22 protein-coding genes are annotated in these 22803 nt (G+C 53.1%); 13 read left to right on the top strand and 9 right to left on the bottom strand.

The window, feature by feature from the left end; genetic code table 11:
* Positions 1 to 7: 7 nt before the first annotated feature.
* The 3 genes from MELB17_RS07670 to MELB17_RS07680 all read right to left on the bottom strand — a co-directional run bounded on the left by MELB17_RS07670 (position 8) and on the right by MELB17_RS07680 (position 4272).
* On the bottom strand, positions 8 to 2068 hold the full coding sequence (locus tag MELB17_RS07670) for an ABC transporter permease (protein ID WP_007349609.1): 2061 nt from the start codon (positions 2066 to 2068) through the stop codon (positions 8 to 10).
* A gap of 17 nt (positions 2069 to 2085) precedes the next feature.
* A complete protein-coding gene (locus MELB17_RS07675) occupies positions 2086 to 3138 on the bottom strand; it encodes a quaternary amine ABC transporter ATP-binding protein (protein ID WP_007349610.1) in 1053 nt (350 codons plus the stop codon).
* A 204-nt stretch (positions 3139 to 3342) separates the two neighbouring features.
* Complete coding sequence (locus MELB17_RS07680; RefSeq protein WP_007349611.1) at positions 3343 to 4272, bottom strand: ABC transporter substrate-binding protein; 930 nt, start codon at positions 4270 to 4272, stop codon at positions 3343 to 3345.
* A 600-nt stretch (positions 4273 to 4872) separates the two neighbouring features.
* On the opposite strand from MELB17_RS07680, the gene MELB17_RS07685 reads away from it, so the two are divergent.
* The 10 genes from MELB17_RS07685 (at position 4873) to MELB17_RS07730 (ending at position 14541) form a co-directional block, all read left to right on the top strand.
* Positions 4873 to 5256: a PAS domain-containing protein gene (locus MELB17_RS07685; RefSeq protein WP_007349612.1), complete on the top strand. Its 384-nt coding sequence runs from the start codon at positions 4873 to 4875 to the stop codon at positions 5254 to 5256.
* Between the two features lie 192 nt (positions 5257 to 5448).
* On the top strand, positions 5449 to 5892 hold the full coding sequence (locus MELB17_RS07690; protein WP_007349613.1) for a YHS domain-containing (seleno)protein: 444 nt from the start codon (positions 5449 to 5451) through the stop codon (positions 5890 to 5892).
* Between the two features lie 67 nt (positions 5893 to 5959).
* On the top strand, positions 5960 to 7102 hold the full coding sequence (locus tag MELB17_RS07695) for a zinc-binding dehydrogenase (RefSeq protein WP_007349614.1): 1143 nt from the start codon (positions 5960 to 5962) through the stop codon (positions 7100 to 7102).
* On the top strand, positions 7102 to 8160 hold the full coding sequence (locus tag MELB17_RS07700) for a proline racemase family protein (RefSeq protein ID WP_007349615.1): 1059 nt from the start codon (positions 7102 to 7104) through the stop codon (positions 8158 to 8160). Before MELB17_RS07695 ends, MELB17_RS07700 begins: the two co-directional genes overlap by 1 nt.
* 91 nt (positions 8161 to 8251) lie before the next feature.
* Positions 8252 to 8557, top strand: coding sequence for a hypothetical protein (locus MELB17_RS07705; RefSeq protein ID WP_007349616.1), 306 nt, complete (start codon positions 8252 to 8254; stop codon positions 8555 to 8557).
* A 207-nt stretch (positions 8558 to 8764) separates the two neighbouring features.
* Positions 8765 to 9418 carry a transcriptional regulator BetI gene (gene betI, locus MELB17_RS07710; RefSeq protein WP_007349617.1) on the top strand — a complete coding sequence of 218 codons (654 nt, stop codon included), beginning with the start codon at positions 8765 to 8767 and terminating at the stop codon, positions 9416 to 9418.
* A 14-nt stretch (positions 9419 to 9432) separates the two neighbouring features.
* A complete protein-coding gene (gene betB, locus MELB17_RS07715) occupies positions 9433 to 10902 on the top strand; it encodes a betaine-aldehyde dehydrogenase (protein ID WP_007349618.1) in 1470 nt (489 codons plus the stop codon).
* Between the two features lie 26 nt (positions 10903 to 10928).
* Positions 10929 to 12614, top strand: a complete 1686-nt coding sequence (gene betA, locus MELB17_RS07720; protein ID WP_007349619.1) for a choline dehydrogenase — start codon at positions 10929 to 10931, stop codon at positions 12612 to 12614.
* 210 nt (positions 12615 to 12824) lie between these two features.
* Entirely contained in the window at positions 12825 to 13259 is a 435-nt protein-coding gene (locus tag MELB17_RS07725; protein WP_007349620.1) for a tetratricopeptide repeat protein, read from the top strand.
* 526 nt (positions 13260 to 13785) lie between these two features.
* Positions 13786 to 14541, top strand: coding sequence for an ice-binding family protein (locus MELB17_RS07730; protein ID WP_083796362.1), 756 nt, complete (start codon positions 13786 to 13788; stop codon positions 14539 to 14541).
* 209 nt (positions 14542 to 14750) lie between these two features.
* Here MELB17_RS07730 and MELB17_RS07735 read toward each other — a convergent pair whose 3' ends face one another.
* The 3 genes from MELB17_RS07735 to MELB17_RS25475 are packed head-to-tail and all read right to left on the bottom strand — an operon-like array spanning position 14751 to position 17523.
* Positions 14751 to 16157: a sodium-dependent transporter gene (locus tag MELB17_RS07735; protein ID WP_007349622.1), complete on the bottom strand. Its 1407-nt coding sequence runs from the start codon at positions 16155 to 16157 to the stop codon at positions 14751 to 14753.
* 52 nt (positions 16158 to 16209) lie between these two features.
* Positions 16210 to 17310 (bottom strand): Leu/Phe/Val dehydrogenase, encoded by a 1101-nt coding sequence (locus tag MELB17_RS07740; protein ID WP_007349623.1) that lies wholly within the window; start codon positions 17308 to 17310, stop codon positions 16210 to 16212.
* A 6-nt stretch (positions 17311 to 17316) separates the two neighbouring features.
* Entirely contained in the window at positions 17317 to 17523 is a 207-nt protein-coding gene (locus tag MELB17_RS25475) for a hypothetical protein (RefSeq protein ID WP_157133261.1), read from the bottom strand.
* A 206-nt stretch (positions 17524 to 17729) separates the two neighbouring features.
* Between MELB17_RS25475 and MELB17_RS07745 the strand changes: the two genes are divergently transcribed.
* The 3 genes from MELB17_RS07745 (at position 17730) to MELB17_RS07755 (ending at position 19550) form a co-directional block, all read left to right on the top strand.
* Positions 17730 to 18623, top strand: coding sequence for a DMT family transporter (locus MELB17_RS07745; protein WP_007349624.1), 894 nt, complete (start codon positions 17730 to 17732; stop codon positions 18621 to 18623).
* Between the two features lie 124 nt (positions 18624 to 18747).
* On the top strand, positions 18748 to 19254 hold the full coding sequence (locus tag MELB17_RS07750) for a C40 family peptidase (RefSeq protein ID WP_007349625.1): 507 nt from the start codon (positions 18748 to 18750) through the stop codon (positions 19252 to 19254).
* Positions 19255 to 19310: 56 nt separating this feature from the next.
* On the top strand, positions 19311 to 19550 hold the full coding sequence (locus MELB17_RS07755) for a VF530 family DNA-binding protein (protein ID WP_007349626.1): 240 nt from the start codon (positions 19311 to 19313) through the stop codon (positions 19548 to 19550).
* A 195-nt stretch (positions 19551 to 19745) separates the two neighbouring features.
* Here the strand turns inward: MELB17_RS07755 and MELB17_RS07760 are convergent, their stop codons facing one another.
* The 3 genes from MELB17_RS07760 to MELB17_RS07770 are packed head-to-tail and all read right to left on the bottom strand — an operon-like array spanning position 19746 to position 22513.
* Positions 19746 to 20039, bottom strand: coding sequence for a hypothetical protein (locus MELB17_RS07760; protein ID WP_007349628.1), 294 nt, complete (start codon positions 20037 to 20039; stop codon positions 19746 to 19748).
* A 15-nt stretch (positions 20040 to 20054) separates the two neighbouring features.
* Positions 20055 to 21146 carry a DMT family transporter gene (locus MELB17_RS07765; RefSeq protein ID WP_007349629.1) on the bottom strand — a complete coding sequence of 364 codons (1092 nt, stop codon included), beginning with the start codon at positions 21144 to 21146 and terminating at the stop codon, positions 20055 to 20057.
* Positions 21143 to 22513 (bottom strand): NAD(P)-binding domain-containing protein, encoded by a 1371-nt coding sequence (locus tag MELB17_RS07770; RefSeq protein ID WP_007349630.1) that lies wholly within the window; start codon positions 22511 to 22513, stop codon positions 21143 to 21145. The genes MELB17_RS07765 and MELB17_RS07770 overlap by 4 nt, the downstream gene beginning before the upstream one ends.
* Positions 22514 to 22803 lie beyond the last annotated feature (290 nt).

Consider the following 22803-nt stretch of genomic DNA (forward strand, 5'->3'; position numbering starts at 1 on the left):
TTATCGGTTAACTAAGCCCCAGCACTCTCTTACGCTGCTCTGCCCAGGTATTAATTAAGTGGTCGACCGCCAGGCCAATAAAGGCAACGCATAAGCCGAGCACGATGCCTTGGCCCATGCCGTTGGCTTCAGACAAAGACTGCATGATCAGCTGACCTAAGTCGTCGGTACCGATAAAGGCGCCGATGATGATCATAAACAGTGAAAATACAACGGTTTGGTTGATGCCCAGCATAATGTGCGGAAACGCCAGAGGCAGCTCAATTTTCAATAAACGCTGCGTGCGGTTAACCCCTGACATGGAGCCGGCTTCCTGCAAGCTTTTCGGCACGTTACTCAGCCCTTCCACGGTGTAACGTGTGGCAGGAATAGTGGCGTACACGATCACCGCAATAAGCACTGATAAATCGCTGACACCAAACAGCATGATGACCGGGATTAAGTAGACGAACGACGGAAACGTCTGAAACGTGTCACACACCAGCAACATAAACTTGGTTGCTTTGGGGCTTCGCGAACACAAAATGCCGACGCTACAGCCAATCGTTACGGAAATGATCACTGCAAAGGTGGTCATGTAGGCCGTAATCAGAGCGCGGTCCCACCAGGGTGTCAGGGCAATAAAGGCAATAAAAGCCGTCGCAACAATCGCAGAGCGAAGGCCGCCAACGATGTAACCGGTACCTGCAACCAGGAACAGAGTGGCTGCGACGGGCATCGATAAATAGGCTTCTTTCATGGGCATCAAAATCGAGGTAATCATGAAGAAGTTGAAGCTTTGCACACTGTCGTAAGTGTTGGTGATGATCCAGTCTACAATAGAATCCCAGAACTTTTCGGTAGTAAGCCCTTGTGATTCATGAATAAAATAAAAGTAGTTGGCCTTGTCTGGAAAAGCCATGGACGCGATATAGGCAACAATGGAGGTGAATATCAAAATCCCCACGAAGGCGAGTGAGTACTTGTGACGCAAATGAAACGGTACGTCAGCAAAGTAATCAACCTGTTTTTTTGCCCAGGCCAGGGATAACCTATCCAGAACCACCGCAATCAGGACAATGGATATACCAAGTTCGAGGGCCTGGCCTATCTTGAGCATATTCAAAGACACAAGTAAGTCGTAGCCTAAGCCCTTTGCGCCAATAAACGATGCGATAACGGCCATGGCCAAACACTGCATGATGACCTGGTTAACGCCGATTAAAATGTCATGGCGTGCGGTAGGGATGAGTACTTTAAACATAAGCTGGCGCGAGTTGCAGCCACTCATCATGCCGGCTTCCACCACTTCTGGAGAGACCTTTTTAAGGCCGAGAATGGTGAGGCGAATCATTGGGGGGGTGGCAAAAATAACCGTTGAAATAGCACCCGCATGGTCACCAATGCCGAAGAACACCACCACCGGAATCAGGTACGAGAAGTGGGGCATAGTTTGAGCCACGTTCAGCAGTGGTGCGAGGACAGCCTCGAAGGTTTTGTTCCTGAAGGCGATGATGCCCAGGGTTAACCCCAGCAAAACCGATAAAGGTACGGCCACCAACACAAACGATAGGGTTTGCATGGCGGGTGTCCACTGACCAAACACGGCAATGTAAATGGTGCTGATGCCGGCTAAAAGTGACAGGTTGCGGCCACCAAGATACTGTCCTGCTAAAAAGGCACCCGCAGCAACAGCGGGCCACGGCAGTGCCGGGATTCGAGCCCACTCGTTTTCGCTGATAAAGTCCCAGCTGGTGAACGCCACAACGGTTTTGACGCCCCCTAACAGGAGCTCACGAATCAAATTGATGCTGAACAGAACCACGCCAGACAGGTATCGAGTAAACTCTTTCATCATGGTCGACTGTTCGATGATGTCTAACTCGGCATCGTAAGTCTCGACCACCCAAAAATCATCGATGAGGAACTTAAGGCCATCGTTGACAACGTCAGGCAGCAACCAGAATCGGGTTTCTTGCAGGCGCCACAGGTTGCCACCTGTGGCTGGATCTATGGCCATTACAAGCGCAAAGAACACCACCAATAGGGCGACAAACTGCATCCATTTATGTTCGGTAAAATATTGCATTAGGCGTTGCTCATAACTTAGTTATTAACTGGCATGCTGTTAGTTTCACCAAACAAGACGTCTATCATAATGTTGCGATTTAAAGCGCCAACAATATTGCCCTCGGCATCAATGACAGCCACTGGGTTTTGCTCGGTTAGCACGGATCCAGCTACGGTTTCGATAATGGCATTGGCAGAGACAGTGACGTCGCTCATCGTGGCGGTTGCGTCGTATTCTTCCATGATGGCTTTGCAAGAAAGTACGCGCTCACGCGGCACGCCACGGGTAAACTTGGCGACGTACTCCGTGGCTGGCTTGAGTACGATGTTGGCTGGGGTATCAATTTGTTCGATGACGCCGTCTTTCATAATGGCGATGCGGTCGGCAAGGCGTAGCGCCTCATCGAAGTCGTGGGTAACGAATAAGATGGTTTTGTGCAATACACTTTGTAAGCGCTGGAATTCGTCTTGCATTTCCCTGCGAATCAGTGGGTCCAGGGCTGAGAAGGGCTCATCGAGAAACCAGATTTCAGGTTCTACGGCCAATGAGCGGGCAATGCCGACACGCTGTTGTTGACCACCGGAGAGCTGGCGGGGAAAATCGTTTTCGCAATTTGTGAGCTCTACCAGGTTCACCATGTCCATCGCACGGGCCATGCTGTCGCGAGTGCTTATGCCTTTTGCCTGTAATGGCAAGGCAATGTTTTCTAGAACGGTTTTGTGAGGCAGAAGGGCAAAACTTTGGAATACCATGCCCATTTTATTACGGCGAATGTTGATGAGTTCCTTTGCATTCATAGCAAGCAGGTCTTCACCATCAATAAAAATATCGCCTGCAGTTGTGTCGATTAGCCGTGAAATACAGCGCAGAAGTGTGGATTTGCCAGAGCCTGACAGGCCCATGATGACGAGCATTTCACCTTTGTGCACTTCAAAAGAAGCGTTGCTGACACCAATAACACATCCTGCTTCAAGTAACGATGCTGTATCTACTTTTCCGCCTGATTGTTCCAGAATTTTTACAGCGTTAGCGCCAAAAATTTTATAGACAGACTCGCACTTGATGACCCGCTGAGCTGACGTTGACATAATCAAATTCCTGTAAAAAAAGAGGTGCTAAGAGATAGGGTTGATGGCAATAATTCAGTGAATATATCGGACTAACAAGCGCAATAGATTATTGTTGCACCGCGTCAAAAGCACTGCTGTTACTGAAAAAACAGAATAAATAAATAGAGATTCTGAATACAAGAGCTAACCTGAGCGCAGCGCGCTCAGGTTAGCGTGTTTTTCTTACAACCAGGCTTTCCAGGTTGCTTCGTTATCAGCCAGCCATTTAGTAGCGGCTGCTTCGTGGGTCATACCATCGATGTCTACTAATGCTGCCATATTGCCGATATCACTTTTGGTAAAGGATACGTTGTTAAAGATTTTATAAGCAGTTGGCCATTTTGCGGGCATTTGATAATACGCCGCCTTCTTCAACCAACCTGCTGGGGGCGAGCCACACTTGCCATCACCGCCGTCTGCTTTCTTGCAGCCATCTGTATACGCGGGGAATTTAACGAAGCTGCCACCGTCACCGGCATCGGTGAAGTTAGGTGACCAGTTAAATACCACCACGGCACGGTTGTCTTTAGCCGCAGACTCCAGTTCAGCCCAAAGTGCACCGGATGACCCGGCAAACTTGGCTGTAAAGTTCATGTCCAGTGCTTCAATGCGATCCAGGGTTTCCTGGCCATGCCAGTCCATAGGGCCGTCCAGATAACGCCCTTTACCGCCACTGCCTGGCGTTGCAAACAGTTCGGCACAATCGTTCAGTGCTTCCCAAGAGGGTAGGCCCGGGCACAAATCGCCTACATAAGCAGGGTACCACCACTCTTCTTGAGTAGCAGAGGCGTGCGTGCCTACATCAATAATACCGCCGGCGTCTAAAGCATTGTTAAAAGACTTGCCAAAGGTAGATTGCCATACTTCGTGAGCAATAGTGACGTCACCGTTACGAACAGATTCGTAAACTGCTTGGCTATCAGCAGGTACGTAAGAAACGTTATCGCCAATGCTTTCAAAAATACCGCCAATAACGTAAGCCATAGTAATTTGGCTGGTCCAGTTATGGGTGGCAATTACAATAGGCTCTTTTGAATCTGCTTGGGCTACAGTCGCGCCAAGCACCAGTGAGCTAACGGCAGCGGCAGTAGCAAGTTTATTTAAAAATCTCATACACATCTCCGAAAAGTATTATTATCCGTAATGGATGATTACGTACTTTCTTTGATTACAGGCAAAGTCCTGTCTCGTTTTCAACGCAAAATTATATCTGGGCAAAAAAATAGACGACAATGATGGCGTCGTGAGCTTTTTTAAAAGCACGTCATTAATCCGGCGCCCAAAATGACACTTCTAAAAGTCACAATGACTTCGGTTTTTAGGCAGTGCGCGCCAGGGTCGAATGTATCAATGGCGCAATTCTATGAAGGCTGTATCTGTCTTTGAACAGGCTGTATCTGTCGGTGAAACAGAGGGCCGAGGGCGGGCAGGCCGCCGATGAAACGCGAGATCTCGAGAATACGCCGGAAGAGAGCGCTCGAACTGGTCAAGCAGGAAAACTACTTGATAACTCGTATACCAGAGCCCTAAGGCTAACACATCTTGGCTGTCAGCGTTTTTTCACTTGAGGAAAACCGGTTAGAGCCAATTCTGAAAAATAAATGTACCCCTGTCTATCGTGTTGCCGGGGTTGATACAGCACGGGCTGCTGTGCGTATAATTTCCGGGTGATCCTTAAAACTCGGATCAGTTTCGTAATACAAAAGGAAATGTATGAATCATTCCAAAGAATTACTGCAATCCCCACTTTTTCAGTCTGTTGCGGGTCTGGCTTTCGAGTCGGTGATGGTGACGGACGTGACCGATAACCATAAGAATTCAGTGATCATTTATGTCAACCAGGCCTTCACCGACCTGACGGGTTACTCGGCAGACGATGTGCTGGGTAAAACGCCTGGTCTGCTGCAGGGGCCGGAGACCGACAAAGCGGAGACAGATCGTTTGTCTGATGATCTGAAGAACAATCGGACCTTCCACGGCAGCACCATTAATTATCGCAAGGACGGTACTCCTTTCAACATTGAATGGAAGGTATCACCGGTGATGGATGGGGCTAAGGTCACGCATTATGTGGCGGTACAGAGAGCGGTTGGTTAAGGCCTGGAAATGCATCCCTGAGTAGACCGCGTCAGGCCAGCACGCTGGTTTGACGCGGCCGTTGCATTAGCCAGCTGTGCATGATTCGAGTGTTTGGCCTGCAACTCGAAGCAAAATATTCAAAGCCGTTGGTAACAAAATTTATTCAATGGTGTCTAGTCATTACCCCCCTCCATTCGAAGGAAAAATGACATGACTGGGCTCTTCTCTCTTGCGACGATAATTCTGCTCTTCACCAGCAGCGCGCTGGCGTCTGAACCGCCCGTTTACACCGGCTTGCTAAGTCATACCGCTGTGGGTGGCTACGACACCGTAAGCTACTTTGAGTCAGGGCAGCCAGCCAAGGGCTCTGCCAGGCACGCAACAGAGTATAGCGGCGCCACCTGGCGATTCACGAACGCCGAAAATCTTGCCAGATTCAAAAACGATCCACAACGCTACGCGCCTTCCTACGGAGGTTATTGCGCCTGGGCTGTAAGCCAAGGCTATCTGGCCAAGGGCGACCCGCAGCATTGGGCTATCAGAAACGGGCGGTTGTATCTGAACTTCAACGAATCAGTGCACGACCAATGGCTTGCAGACCCGGAAGGCTTTATTCTCAAGGCCAACGCAAATTGGCCCGGGGTGCTGGAATAAGAGTTACCACAAACCGGACCAGATCTATCTCAGGTTCAATTTGTAACCTGACACGGAGGGTTCGCCTATGATTCCTAATACTATGAAAGCGATGGTTCTAACCGGTCACGGTGGGATCGACAAGCTCGAATACCAGAGCGTATCGACACCGCATCCGGCGCCTGGGCAGGTGCTGGTGCAGGTGACGGCAACCGCCAAGAACAATACCGACCGTAAAGCTCGCGAAGGGCTTTATCCCACCAAAAAGGGAGAGATGACGTCTTTCCAGATGGGTGGCAAGCCAACGTTGATTTTTCCCCGCATCCAGGGCGCCGACATAGCGGGTCGCGTGGTGGCGGTGGGTGAGGGCGTGAGTGAAAGCTGCCTGGGCGCGCGTGGGTTACTGGATTTTAACATCTACGCCAATGCCCGCAGGGACATCAACCTGACCCCTGATTACTACGGCCACGGTGCAGACGGTGGCTATGCAGAGTATGTCGCACTGCCTTCGGACCAATTTCATCACATTCCCAACCCGGAACTGTCTGATGCTGAACTGGCCTCCATGGGTATGTGCTCGTACCAGACCGCCTACCACATGGTTACCTCAGCCAATATTCAGGCAGGCGAGCGGGTACTTGTAAGCGGTGCCAGTGGCGGCGTGGGTACCGCGCTGATCCAGTTGTGCCGCATTGTGGGCGCTATCCCCTATGCACTGAGTAAAGACGACAAGGCCGATGCGTTGCTTAAGCTTGGGGCCGAGGCCGTATTGGACCGCTCTGATATGAGCAGCTTTGTTGACCGGGTAAAGGCGGTAACGGGCGGCAAACCGTTTGACGCGGTGATGGATCTGGTGGGTGGAGAGATGACTGACACGTTCATCGACACCATGATCTTTGATATGAATGCCCGCAGTACCTACCCGCGGTTGAGCATCGCCGGTGCCAGTGGTGGCAACATCAGCGAGATTCTCTGGACCCGCATTTACCTTTATCAGGTACAGATTTTTGGGGTGTCTCACGGTACCCGTGAGGAAGCCGATCAGCTCATGGCCTGGATTCGCGGCGGGCAATTGAAGCCGGTGCTTCACGGCGCGTTCAAACTGTCGGATCTGCATCATGCCGAGGTCTATTTTGAGAATCGGGGCAGCAATTACCTCGGCAAGATCGTGATTGTTCCAGACGCGCAGTGGAACGAGCATGGCAAGCCTTTCACCCTGGGGAATGTGTGATGAAACCGGAACTGACCATTCAGTTGATGGATACCCATGCCGGTGGCGATGTCAGCCGGATTGTCACCGGCGGTATTGCTCCGCTGCCGGGGGACACCGTGCGAGCCCAGATGGAATACCTGCGGGACCATGCCGATGGCTTGCGCCGATTGTTGCTGGAAGAGCCCCACGGTATTCCCGAGATGTCTGTAGACCTGCTGGTGCCGCCGACAGATCCGCGAGCAGCGGCCGGATACATCATCATGGAAGTGATGGGCTATCCGATTTACTCCGGCTCCAACACCATCTGCACCGCCACCGCAGTTCTGGAAGCGGGCATTGTGCCGAAGCAGGAAGGCCGGCAACAGTTTCTATTGGAATCGCCGGCCGGGCTGGTGCAAATAGACGCAACGGTGCGTGACGGGGTGGTGGAATCCATCACCTGTGAAGGTCTGCCCAGCTACATTCACACCTACAGGGCTACCGTTGAGGTGCCGCGTTTGGGGATGGTGACCTACAGCGTTGCTTACAGTGGCGGTTTCTATGCTCTGGTAGATGCGAAAGAGCTGGGGTTTGACCTTACGCTGGACGAAGAGCGCAGGCTTACCGAAGCGGCTCATGCCATTGTGGAGGCGGTGCAGGCGGAACGACGTTTTTCCCATCACACGTTAGGCGATGTGGGGCCCTTGCCGTTCCTCCACTTCATGGGGCCGGTGGAGCCTGTGGGCGAAGGCTATTACCGTTCCCGTTCAGCTACTTATGTGCATCCCGGCGTCATCTGCCGCAGCACCACCGGTACCGGGACGTCGGCGCGGCTGGCATTGATGAATTATGAAGGCAGCATCAAACCCGGCGATCGGCTGGAAACTGTTTCTCTGCGGGAAACCAGCTTCATCGGCGAGTTCAGTGCCGTGGAGCAGAGCGGCGAGATCCAGATGGTGAAGAACCAGATTACCGGCAAGAGTTATGTGATTGCCCGTTCCGATATTGTCGTCAACTGTGACGATCCTATGGTGGAGTGCCGCAGCTTGCACCACATTTTGTCCGGCCAACAATCAGGCGCTAAAGGCCCACTGTGAACAAGATTGTCATGGCCAACTAACGTTGGGGCATTGTTCCGCAGACTACGCGGAGCAGTAGTCGATGTGCTGGCGATGAAGAGGAAGAACATTGAAAAAAATCATCACTATTGCTCTTGCCGCTTTTCTCGGCGGTTGTTCATCGCAACAAGGTGTCATTAACGTAAATGACGTGGACTCCGCTGTCATTGGCGAAAAGCCGGAGGGGTATCCAAAAACGGTTATCAAGTCTCTTCCTGACCGCCCCGGCTTTTGTATAGAAGTGACAGAAAACTGGAAAGCGCATGATTATAAAGGGCAGACGGTTTGGCTTAAAGAAAAAAAGGTAGAGAGCCTGAACTGCCCTCGGGATCAGATGCAATGGCAAGACCGATCATTCATCCGGCGAGACCATTAGCTGGTGAGGCTGTATTCCTACTTCGTAAGTGACATGCTCGCCCTGGTGGTAGTGGGTATCTTTTTGATCCTCGTTCACCGCCTTACCAGGCTTTGATCGGCTATTTCTTGCATTTCTGCAGGTTGCAGCTCCCTCTTGGTTTCTGTAGCCTTAAAATTAATTGAACGATCAATTAATAATTTCAGGACGATCAAACAGCGGATAATCATGGCAAAAGTTGGAGTAAAAGACACTCGAAAACAGCAGCTTATTGAAGCAACGATGGAGTCGATTGCCGAACTGGGGATGCAGAAGACCACCATTATCAGCATCAGCAAACGTGCGGGAATGTCGTCGGGCATCATCAGCCACTATTTCGGTGGTAAGCAGGGCCTGATTGAAGCAGCGCTACGATATTTACTGGACCAGCTCGGAAAAGAGCTGCTTGAACGTATGGCGAAGACCGACGGGTCGCCGGAACAGCGTCTCAATTGCATCGTTGATGCCAACTTTTCCAATTTCCAGCGCTCGGCACTGGCGGCAAAAACCTGGTTGAGTTTCTGGGCGCGGTCCACGCATGAGCCCGGGCTGCAGCGTTTGCAACAGATCAACAATGCGCGTCTCTATAGCAACCTGCGCTACGCCTTCGCTCAAGTGATGGAGCCTACGGCAGCGACCGAGGCAGCGAGGCAAACGGCTGCGATGATAGACGGCTTCTGGTTGCGCAGTGCCTTGAGTCTGGACCCACAGGAAAGTTTCGAAGCGGGTGAGCGGCTGTGCAAGCGCTTTGTACAGGACACGCTGGCCCGGCCCCAGACAACATCCGTTAGCGTCACTCAGAGAGAACAACCGTTAGAGAGAACAATCCATTATTCACGTTAAGGTTGTAAGTTTTTATGTCCCATTCAATACCTCGTTTACAGAACTTCATTCACGGTCACTTCTTTGCCAACCATACCGGTGAGGTGTTTCCGGTTGTCAATCCGGCCACGGGCAAAGTGATCTACGAAGTAGAAATAGCGGATGAATCTGTGCAGCAGGCCGCCATTGAGAGCGCGCGGGCTGGATTTATAGAGTGGGCTGCCATGCCCGCCGTGCAGCGCAGCCGTATTCTGCTGAAAGCCGTCGCATTACTGCGTGAACGTAACGACGAGCTGGCCGCTATTGAGGTTCTGGATACCGGAAAACCCTTGCAGGAAGCGCAAGCGGTGGACATCGTAACCGGTGCAGACTCTATTGAATTTTTTGCTGGCCTGGCGCCGTCGATTGAGGGTAACCAGCAGGATCTTGGGGGTGATTTCTATTACACCCGCCGAGAGCCGCTGGGCATCTGCGCCGGTATCGGCGCCTGGAACTACCCACTACAGATCGCCTGTTGGAAGTCTGCTCCGGCACTGGCGTGTGGCAACGCGATGATCTTCAAACCGTCTGAAGAAACCCCAATGGGCGCCACCAAACTGGCCCAAATTTATATTGAAGCAGGTGTTCCCGCCGGTGTGTTTAACGTCGTGCAGGGCGCGGCGGAAGTCGGCTCCTGGCTGACTCACCACTCTGAAATTGCCAAAGTGTCGTTTACCGGCGAAGTAGGCACCGGCAAGAAAGTCATGGCCGCGGCGGCGACCACTGTGAAAAGTGTCACCATGGAACTGGGTGGCAAATCCCCGCTCATTATTTTTGACGATGCTGATCTGGAGAATGCCATCTCGGCCGCCATGGTGGGTAATTTTTACACCCAGGGCGAAATCTGTACCAACGGCACCCGAGTGTTCGTGCATGAGGATATCTATCCGAAATTCATGGAGCGTTTGCTGGAGCGTACCCGCAACAACATCCTGCCGGGCGATCCGATGAACCCAAAAACCAACTTTGGTGCGCTTATTTCTGACAAGCACCGCAAGCTGGTATTGAGCTATATCGCTAAAGGTGTGGCAGAAGGCGCAACACTCCGTCATGGAGGTCATGCGTTTGAGCCGGAAGATTCCAAGGGCGGCTACTTTGTGGAGCCGACCATCTTCACTGACTGCACTGACGATATGGCCATCGTGCGGGAAGAGATTTTTGGGCCGGTGATGTCGGTGCTCACGTTCACCACCGAAAATGAAGTGATTGATCGCGCTAATGCGACTGAAACCGGACTGGCGGCGGGCGTGTTTACCAATGATATTCGCCGTGCCCACCGGGTTGTTCATCAGATGCAGGCTGGTATTTGCTGGATTAACAGCTACGGAGCTTCGCCGGCAGAAATGCCCGTGGGCGGCTACAAACTCTCTGGTATTGGCCGCGAAAATGGCCGCGAGACGATCTCTCACTACACCCAGCTCAAGGCTGTGTATGTAGGTATGGAAGACATCGACGCACCATTTTAATTTCGGAGATACAAAGGAGAACGTGTGTGAAAGAAAACCAATACGACTTCATCATTGTGGGCGCGGGCTCTGCTGGCTGTGTGCTGGCTAACCGCCTGACCGAAGATACCCAGCGTAAGGTTCTGCTACTGGAGACCGGTGGTAGCGACAAAAGCATCTTTATTCAGATGCCGACCGCCTTATCCATTCCGATGAACACCAAAAAGTTCGCCTGGCAGTTCGAAACCGAACCGGAGCCTTATCTGGACAACCGGCGCATGCATTGCCCACGCGGCAAAGTGCTGGGCGGATCGTCGTCCATCAATGGCATGGTGTACGTGCGTGGTCACGCTCGCGACTTTGATGAATGGGAATCGGAAGGCGCAGAAGGCTGGAATTACCAACAGGTACTGCCATATTTCAAAAAAGCGGAGACCTGGGCATTCGGCGGTGATCGCTACCGTGGCGGTGACGGTCCGTTGGGCGTAAACAACGGCAACAACATGCAAAACCCACTGTATAAGGCCTTTATTAACGCAGGTCAGGACGCCGGTTATTTGCCCACAAAGGACTATAACGGCGCCCAGCAAGAAGGGTTTGGCAGCATGCACATGACGGTTAAAAATGGTCGTCGCTGGTCTACTGCGAATGCGTATCTGCGGCCGGCTATGGATCGCCCTAATCTGACCGTGGTTACCCATGCTCTGGTGCACAAAGTGCTTCTCGACGGCAATACCGCTACGGGTGTGCGTTACGAACAGAGCGGTAAGATCCATGAGGTGAAAGCCACTGAAGAGGTGATTTTGTCGGCAGGGTCCATTGGTTCTCCGCACCTGTTGCAGCTTTCCGGCATTGGTAACCGCGAGGTTCTGGAAAAGGCCGGCATTGAGGTGAAGCACGAGCTGCCGGGAGTGGGTGAAAACCTGCAGGATCATCTGGAGTTTTATTTTCAGTTCCGCTGTGAACAGCCGGTGTCGTTAAACCGCAAGCTCGACTGGTGGAACAAACTGAAAATAGGCGTGCGCTGGATTCTGAAAAAAGATGGCCTTGGCGCCACCAACCACTTCGAATCTTGCGGTTTTATCCGTTCCAAAGCGGGCGTGGAATGGCCAGATATGCAATACCATTTCCTGCCTGCGGCAATGCGTTATGACGGCAAAGAAGCATTTGACGGCGACGGATTTCAGTTGCACGTTGGCCACAACAAACCCAAAAGCCGCGGCACCGTAAACGTAAAGTCTGCTGATCCAAAAGAAGCACCACGGATACAGTTCAACTATTTACAGCACGACGCCGACCGGGAAGGTTTTCGGGCGTGCGTTCGCCTGACCCGGGAGATTATTAACCAGCCAGCAATGGATGAGTACCGCGGGGAGGAAATTCAGCCAGGTACCGCGGTTGACAGCGACGAGCAAATTGACGCTTTCGTTCGGCAGACGGTAGAGAGCGCTTATCACCCATCCTGCACTTGCAAGATGGGCATCGATGAGCGCGCAGTGGTAGACCCGCAAACCCGGGTTCATGGCATCAAAAATCTGCGTGTTGTGGATTCATCGATTTTCCCAACCATACCCAATGGCAACCTGAACGCGCCTACCATCATGGTTGCTGAGCGAGCCGCCGATCTGATCCGGGGCAAGGAGCCCCTCCAATCTTTAGATGCACCTGTTGTCATGGATGAACAATGGCAGGTACGTCAGCGTCCAGGAGAGGCAAAGCGGCAACAGAGCTAGCGCTGCTTCACCATCCCGGCCCGCGGCACAACGCTCGCGGGCTTCGCAAACCATCAGTGCCCTATCTTTCCGCAGGATTGAAGCTGCCAGCTAGCGTTTAGGCGTGTTTAATCGAGCGATAAGGTACTTAAGTACCGTTCACCTTGCCCGCCGGTGCTGCTAACGTGAATTGATCAAACAAACTTCACGCCACCCGTAAAGGACGCTCTTATGCAACCCACCAGGCACGCACTCAAGGCGATGGCGCTTGTGGTCCTGATCGCCTTGGTGCCGTACACAACACAGGCACAGGCACAGGCACAGCCGGCAGACGACCAGACGCGTGTTGCCCGGGATATGATCCGGGTCCTGGAAGCCTACGCAGTGTACAAAATGGGCCAGTATGATCTGGCGTTTGAACGCTATATGACCCTAGCTAAAGATGGCAACCGCCAGGGCATGCTGAACGTCGCCAACATGTACGCGGAAGGCAAAGGGGTTGAGCAAAGTGACGCAAATGCCTTTCAATGGTTCCTCAGACTGGCAGAATCAGGCGACCGTTTCGGTATAGATGAAACCGCGAAGGGTTACCGTACAGGCAAGGGCGTGCAAGAAAATGCGGAGCAGGCCATACATTGGGAAGAGCAAGCCGGGGTTGGGGACTGACCGATAAACAGCCGGGGCCCTGGAACCGGCTACAGGGTCTTCAATGGTGAGCTTTTGCAATCCCTGATAGCTGACTGATCTGTTTTAACGGCCTTCTCTGACTGTAGTGGTTCAATGATTTGGGAAAGTTATTTAGAGGTTCCCTGGGCTTATATTAAGACACCCCTTCGTTACAAATACTGACAATTAAAAACATATTTATTGCAGATATTTCTGTGATCAAGGCCTACTATTTAAGAGTTAATATTTAGAAATCCAAATAGGAAGGCTCGGCTCCCATAATCTACTGTCAGCGCTTAATTTTAGAGGGTTAATGCGGTTACGGCTGAGGCCAATGATGCCTCATCATATAGTGGCTGGAGGCGCTAGCTAACCACATTGTCTATTTAATATCAGTTTGATATTATTTATATAAGTTAAAGTCTGCATTGGAATGCTCATTGCAATATTGTCAGGTAAATGACAATAAACAATATTCACCTTTAATAATTTAATTATCACACACTAAAACAAGGAAAAAATAACTATGAATATTTCAAAAAAAATACTGTTACCGCTAATTATAGGTGGTTTGTTTTCAGGAAGTACAATAGCAGCGTCTGGCCCGTCTCCCATAAATTTGAGAAGTGCAGGAAGTTTTGCCGTTCTTAGTCAGAGCGGTATTACCGATGTTTACCGCTCGGCAATTGTTGGCGATGTGGGTACAAGTCCTATTACTGGTGCAGCGTTACTCCTTGAGTGCGACGAAGTAACCGGAAATATATATACCGTCGATGCGGCTGGTCCGCTTCCCTGTTACGCCATTGCTCCTAGCTCGCTGTCTGTAGCAATAAACGATATGGGATTTGCATACGAAAACGCAGCAGGACGAACATCGCCCGATTTCACAGAACTTGGTGCGGGTGAAATTGGCGGATTAACCCTTGCTCCCGGACTTTACAAATGGTCTTCAGATCTTAACATTAGCACTGACGTCACTTTTTCTGGCGGTCCGAATGATGTCTGGATCATGCAGGTGTCAGGCGAACTGACCGAGGCCAGTGCAGTAAAAGTAACCTTAGCGGGTGGCGCCTTAGCTAAGAATATTATCTGGCAGGTTGCAGGTTCAGTAACGATTGGAACCCATGCACATTTTGAAGGTGTGATACTGGGTAAAACATTGATCGCAGTGAACACGGGTGCGTCAGTTAATGGCAGATTGCTGGCACAAAAGGCCGTGACACTTCAAAAAAGCAACATTACAGCGCCTGACAATTTAGGGCTCATAGAACTAAACCCCTAAAACCAGACAGATCGCTAAGTGGTCTTCCACGACGAAGCTATGGCGATTATCGAAAATCTTAAAGGGCCCTATCGCCTTTTCGGAAAACCGGGACCGACGGAAAACCGGGACAGATTTATTTTTGGATTTATTTTTGAAGGCGTTTATCGGGGAGGCCCCGCAGGCCTCCCCGATCCGTTATCGACAGTCTACTTGCCCGACGCTGCTTATTATCCGAACAGGTTGTAGATAAACACAGCGCCCACAGCCACTGGCGTAATGTAACGCACGGTGATGTACCAAAGGCGGAACATAGGCTTTGACAGCGCCAGCTCCTTCTCCATCGCCTCCCGCGACATCACCCAGCCGGCAAACACGGCAACCAGAAGTCCGCCCAGGGGCAGCAGAATGTTGGCGGTGAAAAAGTCGAGAAGATCAAAGATCGTTTTGCCCTCAAGCATGCCGATCCAGCCCAGTGGCGCAAAATCGGACCACAGGTTCAGGGAAAGAATCGATGCAATGCCCAGTAACCAGCACACGAAGCCTGCGGCCAGCGTGCTAGTCATCCGGTTCATGCTTTTCTGTTCTTCCAGCCACTCAACGATGGGCTCCAGCAGGGAAATACCCGACGTCCAGGCGGCGAATATCAGCAATACAAAGAACAGGGTTCCGAACAAGCTGCCCATGGGCATCTGGCCGAATGCCAGCGGCAGGGTCTGAAAGATCAGCCCAGGGCCGGCACCGGGCTCAAGGCCGTTCGCAAACACAATCGGGAAGATGGCCAGGCCGGCAAGCAGCGCCACCCCGGTATCGATGACGCAGACGGCAATGGAGGTTTTGGCGATGGATATGCCTTTCGGCAGATAAGAGCCATAAGCCATCATCACCGCCATGCCAAGGCTCAGAGTGAAGAACGCGTGGCCCAGCGCCACCAGAATGCCCGAGGTGGTGAGCTTGGAGAAGTCCGGTTGGAACAGGAATGTCACGGCTCGGCCGAACTCACCGGTGGTCATGGCGTAGCCTACAACCGTGAGCAGCAGCAGGAACAAGGCCGGCATCAGAAAGGTGACCGCGCGCTCAAGCCCCGCACGAACGCCCTTTGCGACCACAAACATAACCAGAGCCATAAACAGGGTGTGCCACATCAGCAGCGTTACCGGATCGGCCAGAAGGTCAGAGAAGATGGCGCCAATGGCATCCGCAGATTGGCCTGTGAGTTGCCCGCTGGCCGCTGTGCCCACATAGGATACCGCCCAGCCACCAATCACCGAGTAGAACGACAAAATCAGGAAACCGGCGATCACTCCGATGGCACCGACCATGCGCCAGGCCGGGTTCAGCCTGTCGCGCCCGGCGATCGCCTTCAGGCTGTTAACCGGGCTGCGGCCACCGCGGCGACCAATCAACACTTCGGCCATCATGATCGGCAGGCCGATCGCGGCGATACACAGAAGATAAACCAGTACAAAGGCGCCACCACCATTTTCACCGGTGATGTAGGGGAATTTCCAGACATTACCCAAGCCCACGGCAGAACCCGTGGCCGCAAGAATAAAAGCAAAGCGTGAGGACCATAGCCCCCGTTTGGCGTTGGAGCCTTCTATTGCTTCCGCAGTGGGCGCATGTGATTCAGACATAATTGTTTCCTGCTAGATCGTTGTTTTTGTTTGGGAGAGCAAATGGCGTTCATCATCCGGCGGCAACAAGCCGCTCGGGCGATGCCGCAGCTACGCCGGAGTGTTTTCGGAAACGTTCTTCGGCGAGCGTGTTGGCCACCGCACCGGTTGGCACGCCACTGCGATCCGAGCGTGTAAAGATCTCGGTAAGCGTGCGGCCTATGCCTTCCACATGGGCGCTTACCTTCTCTGGTGGAGCGCCGGTGCGTTCGTAGAACACGTCGATGATGCCGCCGGCGTTAATGGCGAAGTCCGGTGCATAAAGGATGCCGTGGTCCTTTAATGCCTGATCGTGATCCGGGCGTTGCAACAGATTGTTGGCGGCGCCCGCAATGATCGTGGCTTTCAGGCTGGGAATGCTGTCGTCGTTCAGCACGGCGCCCATGGCGCAGGGGGCAATCACGTCCACCGGCAGGAACAGAATGTCCTCGGCTGAAGCCGCGTGGGCACCCAGTTCATCCACCGCACGTTGCATGTTCGCGTGATGAATGTCGTATACCCAGAGTTCTGCGCCGGCTTCCCTCAGATGACGGGCCAGGCGGTAACCCACGTTGCCCACACCCTGAATAGCCACCTTCAACCCGGTTAGATCCTCGCGGCCGAGCTTGTGCTTTACTGCTGCTTTCAAACCCACAAAGGTGCCGTAGGCTGTGGTGGGGGAGGGGTCTCCATTACTGGGCTGGCCGTCAAAACCGATGCGCTCGACAAGGCCGGCGACGTGCTTCGTATGCCGCCCCATGATTTTTAGATCTGCCACGCTGGTGCCGGAATCTTCGGCGGCAATGTACTGGCCGCCAAGCCCTTCGAGGTGTTTACCTATGGCTTCCAGCAAGGATTCGCTTTTTTGCTTGCGCGGGTCGCCGATGATCACCGATTTGCCGCCGCCAAGGTCAAGATTGGCCAGTGCGGATTTGTAAGTCATGCCTTTCGAAAGACGCAGTACATCGCGCAGGGCTTCTTCATCGCTGGCATACGGGAACATTCTGCAACCGCCCAGAGCGGGACCACGGGAGGTGTTGTGCACGGCTACAATAGCTTTGAGCCCGGTTTCCGGGTCACAGACGAACGACAGGTGTTCGTGGTTATCAAATTCGGGATGGCTGAATACGGTCATGGGGGATCACCTCTCTTCCTTGGCCCAAGTGGATGCTGACTCGCGGAAATAAAAGGTGATTATCTGAACAGGTAGACGCGATTGTGCACGGCACAATACGCCTTGGGGACGTGTTGATATAGACATTTTGAAATCCTCTCCACCTGGCCGGATCTCGGCGGCAGTGGCGGTATTGTTTTTGTCGTCCGGCTTATGGCCGGCGTTTGATTTCATGCGCCCGGATCTCCCGAAGGGGATTGCCCTTGTGGGGTCGGGTTGACTGTAAGCTAATCGCTGTGAGCTCAGGGGTCAATCGTTAACCGGAAAATCTCCTCCAAACTCAAGTTCATTTTGGAACCTTTTGCTTTACCAGCTCTATGGCTGGAAAATAGGTGCGTTCCGGATTTCCGTCACTACTCCACGTTTATAAGGCTATTTGCATGCGTTCTGCGTTCCAGATTTATGTTGTGCCTGCCGTGTTTGTATGGCTCTGGAGCACCGGGTTTATTGGTGCCAAGTACGGCTTACCCTACGCTGAACCTTTCACGTTGTTGCTTTACCGGATGCTGTTCACGCTGGTGCTGTTGGGCGTGCTGGCCTTGGTGCTAAAGGTTACCTGGCCGTCTTGGCGCGGGGCGGGACACACTGCGGTTACCGGTTTGCTGGTGCATGGCTGTTACCTGGGCGGTGTCTATTACGCCATTCAGGGTGGCATGCCGTCCGGGATTATTTCCCTGATTGTTGGGTTGCAGCCGCTGGTCACGGCGTTGGCGGCGGTCGTGATATTACGTGAGTCGGTTACTCTGCGGCAGTGGGTGGGTTTGTCGCTGGGATTGCTGGGCGTAAGCTTGGTACTGATGGAAAAGCTGGGTGGCGGGCCTGGCATAGAGGGCTTTCCCCTTTGGACTCTGGGGTGGGCGATGCTGTCATTGCTTGGTATCTCGGTAGGCACGGTTTACCAGAAGCGCCATGGCGAGAGCGTTAACCTGGTGGCGGGGACCTTTATTCAGTACAGCGCCGCCTCGGTGTTTTTCGCGATTGGTGCATTCGCGCTTGAAACCCGCGAGGTGGTCTGGAACATCCAATTACAGTTGTCTATGGCGTGGCTGGTGTTCGGGGTATCGATCGGTGCCATTCTATTGCTCATGCTGCTGATTCGTCGGGGTGCGGCGTCGCAGGTGGCCAGTCTGTTTTATTTGGTGCCGCCGGTCACCGCGCTGCAAGCTTTTTGGTTGTTCGATGAGCACCTGGGTGTCTTGGCCATAGCCGGTGGTGTGGTGTCTATCACCGGTGTGGCATTTGCGGTTACGGGGCGCAAGCAAACGGAACAGTGATTCTGTTATGCGCCAGCTTCTTTCAGTTGGCGGGCAAGACACACTTAAACGCAATGTTTAACCTGACACGGAGCACACGGGCTTCTACAGTAGGCCAATATTGAAAGTTTCGAGGGCAATTCCAATGACATGGCGATCGCTGCTACCGCTGTTTACTATCGCGATACTGTTTGGCCTTGGCGGCTGCGCCAGCACTCAGGATCTTCGTACATCAGACAATAATCGCTGGCAGCCGTCAGAGCGGCCCGCTACCGGTAATGAAATGGCTGCAGCTCAGCAATTCTGGCAGGTGTTCGAGCGCTATGAAGGTACGCCTTACCGCTACGGAGGTACGTCTGCCAGCGGTTTTGACTGCTCCGGCTTCATCACCACTGCATACCACGAAGCCATAGAGCGCCGTTTACCCCGCACCACTCATCAGATGCTGGCCGCCGGAGAAAGGGTTCCCCTGGACAACCTGCGCACCGGCGATCTGGTGTTTTTTAATATAAAGGGAAAGGATCAGCACGCCGGCATCTACATGGGCGATGACAGTTTTATTCACGCATCGACATCGTCCGGCGTTATGCGCTCATCCCTTAATGGCTACTATTGGCGCGGCCGGATCAGTCAGGCTCGAAGGTTTTATTAGTCTTCGGTCTGGATGCCATCGGTTACCCCTTCAATAAATAACGGTGTATTAAAAGCATGAGTGAAGAACAACCGAATAGCCCATTGCACGGAGTGACGCTTGAGAAGATTGTTACCAGGCTGGAACAACATTACGGCTGGGAGGGGTTGGCTCAAAGAATCAACATAAATTGTTTTAAGAGCGATCCGTCCATCAAATCGTCGTTGAAGTTTTTACGCAGAACTCAGTGGGCCAGAGATAAGGTTGAAGACCTGTATATATCAACGTTTGAAGGAAATCATACGGGGAAGGTGTGACCACAATGGGTGCTGGCGCGCCCGAAAGGGCGGCCAGCGTTTGCGTTTAAAGCTTGGTTACAAAGGTGCGTGCCTGGTACAGGGCCAGGCCACTGAGCACAATAATAACGGCAACGGCGAGCATGTCAGCCCCCGGATAACCCCAGAAATCAGACATAGTGTCTCCTTGGTCAAAATTTTAGGTGGCACCGGCTATCAGGCCAGTGCGGTGTCGCGCATCCGTTGACGACCGAAGTCGTTGAGCCTGAATTTGAACAACACGCGGCCAGCGCCAAAATAGGCTTGATGGTCGAGCTCTTCCTCAACGCTTTCGATGATGCCGCTGGAGAACAGGTCAGTCAGTGTGACACGGGTATTGCCACGCCAGTAGGCACCGCTGAGGCCGTATTCACTCATCACCGCATCGGTGATTTGCCAGTCCCATATGCCGCTATTCTGCCGGTCATGGATCAGCTGTAGAATGCGGCCTTTCATGTGCAATTTATTCATGGGTTGCTCCAATGATCATGAGTTGGCCGCACTCGCCGTAGCGGTGGACGTTTTGGTGTCGCTCGACACGGCACGGACTACCTCAAGCACTTCGTCGCTTTCCGTGAACATGACAAACCCGCCTATTACGAACAGGGCCAAGCCTGCAAGGAAGTTCCAATCCGGAAATTCGAGGGTGAACGCGGCGAGGAAGATGACGGCAAAAAGCCCGTACAACGCCGCAATCGCTTGCCCTCGCCCAACGCCTATCAGTGGGAAAGACTTGTACCAGGAGACATAGCAGAAGGCGAAGCTCACGCCCGCCAGCATCAGCCAGCCGATGACCGCCCAGTTGAACGTGGCGATGACCAGTTCCACAACCGGTTGGTCGGTAAAGAGGTAGATCGCTGGTAAAATCAGCACAACCCAATACAGGACTTCGGCCGTGAACCTGACCGTAATACCCACATCCGGATCGGCCACATCCAGCCCTCGGCCTGCGATTGCGCCCTCTACACCCCAGCCAATGGCTGCCATTGCGCCGCCCAGATAGCCAAGCCAGCCGGCGTCGCCGGTGCCTGTGATTTCAGCAATAATGCCGGGTGCATAGACTGTCACGCCACCTGCCAGGATGATAAAAATGCCCACCGCTGCGCGTTTGGTGATCTTCTCCTGATACCAGAGCCTGGCCAGGGTGGCGCCGATGATGGGGTACATCAGCGCTGAAATGGCCGCGAAGGCTCCGCCGATGTAGCCTATCGCCAGATACGAACCAAAGATGGCCATCGGGCCACCAAATATAGCGCCGATGAAGAACCACTTGGATATAAAACGCATCTGCCTGATGGTGCGAACGTATTCCCCCAGTTTGCCCAATACCCCGTTCCAGACAAACAGAAAGAACAACACGGCAATGGCGTTGAAGGTTGTCAGCACCGCTGCAGCCAGCAGAAACTGGGCGTTGGTATCGAAACTCAAATTAATATAGGGCGCTTCAAACCACACAGCGGACCCTGGTACATACCAGGCACCCCAGAGCACGGCGGCCCACATAGCCCACATAAAGCCCCAGCGTATGCTGCTGGAGGTGAAACGCGACCGAGCCTGGCTCAGGCTTGGTTGATTCATACAGTCTCCTTTGCTGGCTGGGTTTGCTTCACTTTGAGAAAGGCATCCAGAGAATCGTCCATCGCATCCATCCAGGGCGTATGGTGCACAGGCGCCAGGGTGCCCGTCAGCGTGGAGCGGTAGCTCTTGTTGCGGTACCCAAGAATGTCCTCTTCCTTATCGTGTTCCCACTGCTTGAAAATATCGGCAACGGCGGTTACATCGAACGCCGGGTAGTCGGTCGGTTCAAGCAGATCCTGTATGTAGGCGGCCTGAAAATCGATCTCGTCGACGGGATCGGCGAGCTTCAGCTCGCGGGCGACCCATTCACGGCTATCGGCCGCCATGGCGTCGCTTGCCGGCAGTGTGATGCGGCCGAGCATCACATCACGGGCATACCAGGCCTGGGCGTCGAACATGTTGAAGGTGTAGTACTGATCCTGCATGCCAAGGAATATCAGTTTGGGATTGGGCAGGGAAACGATGCCCTTGTACAGGCCTTCCGGGTACATCCGGTTGTGCGTGGTCAGCGTCAATTCGTTGGGCAGGAACGGGAAGTGGTGCTGGTACCCGGTACACAGAATGATCGCGTCGACTTTTTTGCTGGAGCCATCCTTGAAATGGGCCGTCTTGCCGATCACTTCCGTTAGCAACGGCACTTCGGTGAAGGACTCCGGCCACTCGAAGCCCATGGGCTGTGAACGATAGCTGAAGGTGACCGATTTGGCGCCGTACTTGTGGCACTGTGTGCCTATGTCTTCTGCGGAATAGCTGCTGCCGATCAGCAAAAGATCCTTACCTTTGAACTCGCAAGCGTCGCGGAAATCGTGGGCGTGCAGCACACGGCCGGGAAACTGCTCCAGACCTTCAAAATAGGGCACGTTGGGGGTCGAAAAGTGCCCGGTAGCAACGATGACATGGTCGAACTCTTCGGTGCTCAATTCGTCCTGTTTTAGGTCCCGCACCGTAACCGCGAACTTGTCGGTGGCTTCGTTGTGGTCAACCCAGTGCACCGCGGTGTTAAAGTGGATGTACTGTCGTACATTGCTCTTGGCCACACGGCCCATAATGTAGTCGCGCAGCACCGCGCGGGGCGGGTAAGATGGGATAGGGCGACCAAAATGTTCTTCGAAGCTGTAATCCGCGAACTCCAGACATTCCTTGGGGCCGTTTGACCATAAATAGCGGTACATGCTGCTGTGCACGGGCTCGCCATAGGCGTCCAGGCCCGTTCGCCAGGTGTAGTTCCAAAGACCGCCCCAGTCGCTCTGTTTTTCGTAGCATACGATTTCGGGGATATCTGCACCGGCGTCGCGGGCTGCTTCAAAAGCACGTAATTGGGCCAAGCCGCTGGGGCCTGCACCTAAAATGGCAATTTTAAAACTCATAATGATTCCTGTTTAAGGCGTTGTATCGAGCACCGGGCAAGAGCGGCCAGGGCGACAACTGGAAGCGAAAAAGGGCTCAGCTTTGACCGGTAACGATCAACCCATGAGGTTTCGCAGTGAGACACACCAAATTCGGATTGACCGATGGCGGAATAGGATGCAGACAGCAACTGTCGGAAGAGACAGAGAGTCAGGAGTGGGAAGACCACAGATCTGAATGCGAGATGTCGAGAAAACGCCTGAGGGAAGCGCTCGGATGGCTAAAGCATAAGAAAAATGCTTGGTGACTC

Source organism: Marinobacter sp. ELB17 (assembly GCF_000169375.1).
GTDB lineage: Bacteria > Pseudomonadota > Gammaproteobacteria > Pseudomonadales > Oleiphilaceae > Marinobacter.

Bases quoted from the DNA above. Each gene is read 5' to 3' on its own strand.
- betI (WP_007349617.1), top strand. From the start codon at position 8,765: ATGGCAAAAGTTGGAGTAAAAGACACTCGAAAACAGCAGCTTATTGAA.
- MELB17_RS07760 (WP_007349628.1), bottom strand. From the start codon at position 20,039: ATGAATAAATTGCACATGAAAGGCCGCATTCTACAGCTGATCCATGAC.
- MELB17_RS07770 (WP_007349630.1), bottom strand. From the start codon at position 22,513: ATGAGTTTTAAAATTGCCATTTTAGGTGCAGGCCCCAGCGGCTTGGCC.
- MELB17_RS07725 (WP_007349620.1), top strand. From the start codon at position 12,825: ATGCAACCCACCAGGCACGCACTCAAGGCGATGGCGCTTGTGGTCCTG.
- MELB17_RS07685 (WP_007349612.1), top strand. From the start codon at position 4,873: ATGAATCATTCCAAAGAATTACTGCAATCCCCACTTTTTCAGTCTGTT.
- MELB17_RS07690 (WP_007349613.1), top strand. From the start codon at position 5,449: ATGACTGGGCTCTTCTCTCTTGCGACGATAATTCTGCTCTTCACCAGC.
- MELB17_RS07680 (WP_007349611.1), bottom strand. From the start codon at position 4,272: ATGAGATTTTTAAATAAACTTGCTACTGCCGCTGCCGTTAGCTCACTG.
- betB (WP_007349618.1), top strand. From the start codon at position 9,433: ATGTCCCATTCAATACCTCGTTTACAGAACTTCATTCACGGTCACTTC.
- MELB17_RS07675 (WP_007349610.1), bottom strand. From the start codon at position 3,138: ATGTCAACGTCAGCTCAGCGGGTCATCAAGTGCGAGTCTGTCTATAAA.
- MELB17_RS07755 (WP_007349626.1), top strand. From the start codon at position 19,311: ATGAGTGAAGAACAACCGAATAGCCCATTGCACGGAGTGACGCTTGAG.
- MELB17_RS25475 (WP_157133261.1), bottom strand. From the start codon at position 17,523: ATGAAATCAAACGCCGGCCATAAGCCGGACGACAAAAACAATACCGCC.
- MELB17_RS07740 (WP_007349623.1), bottom strand. From the start codon at position 17,310: ATGACCGTATTCAGCCATCCCGAATTTGATAACCACGAACACCTGTCG.
- MELB17_RS07730 (WP_083796362.1), top strand. From the start codon at position 13,786: ATGAATATTTCAAAAAAAATACTGTTACCGCTAATTATAGGTGGTTTG.
- MELB17_RS07765 (WP_007349629.1), bottom strand. From the start codon at position 21,146: ATGAATCAACCAAGCCTGAGCCAGGCTCGGTCGCGTTTCACCTCCAGC.
- MELB17_RS07735 (WP_007349622.1), bottom strand. From the start codon at position 16,157: ATGTCTGAATCACATGCGCCCACTGCGGAAGCAATAGAAGGCTCCAAC.
- MELB17_RS07750 (WP_007349625.1), top strand. From the start codon at position 18,748: ATGACATGGCGATCGCTGCTACCGCTGTTTACTATCGCGATACTGTTT.
- MELB17_RS07700 (WP_007349615.1), top strand. From the start codon at position 7,102: ATGAAACCGGAACTGACCATTCAGTTGATGGATACCCATGCCGGTGGC.
- MELB17_RS07745 (WP_007349624.1), top strand. From the start codon at position 17,730: ATGCGTTCTGCGTTCCAGATTTATGTTGTGCCTGCCGTGTTTGTATGG.
- MELB17_RS07695 (WP_007349614.1), top strand. From the start codon at position 5,960: ATGATTCCTAATACTATGAAAGCGATGGTTCTAACCGGTCACGGTGGG.
- MELB17_RS07670 (WP_007349609.1), bottom strand. From the start codon at position 2,068: ATGCAATATTTTACCGAACATAAATGGATGCAGTTTGTCGCCCTATTG.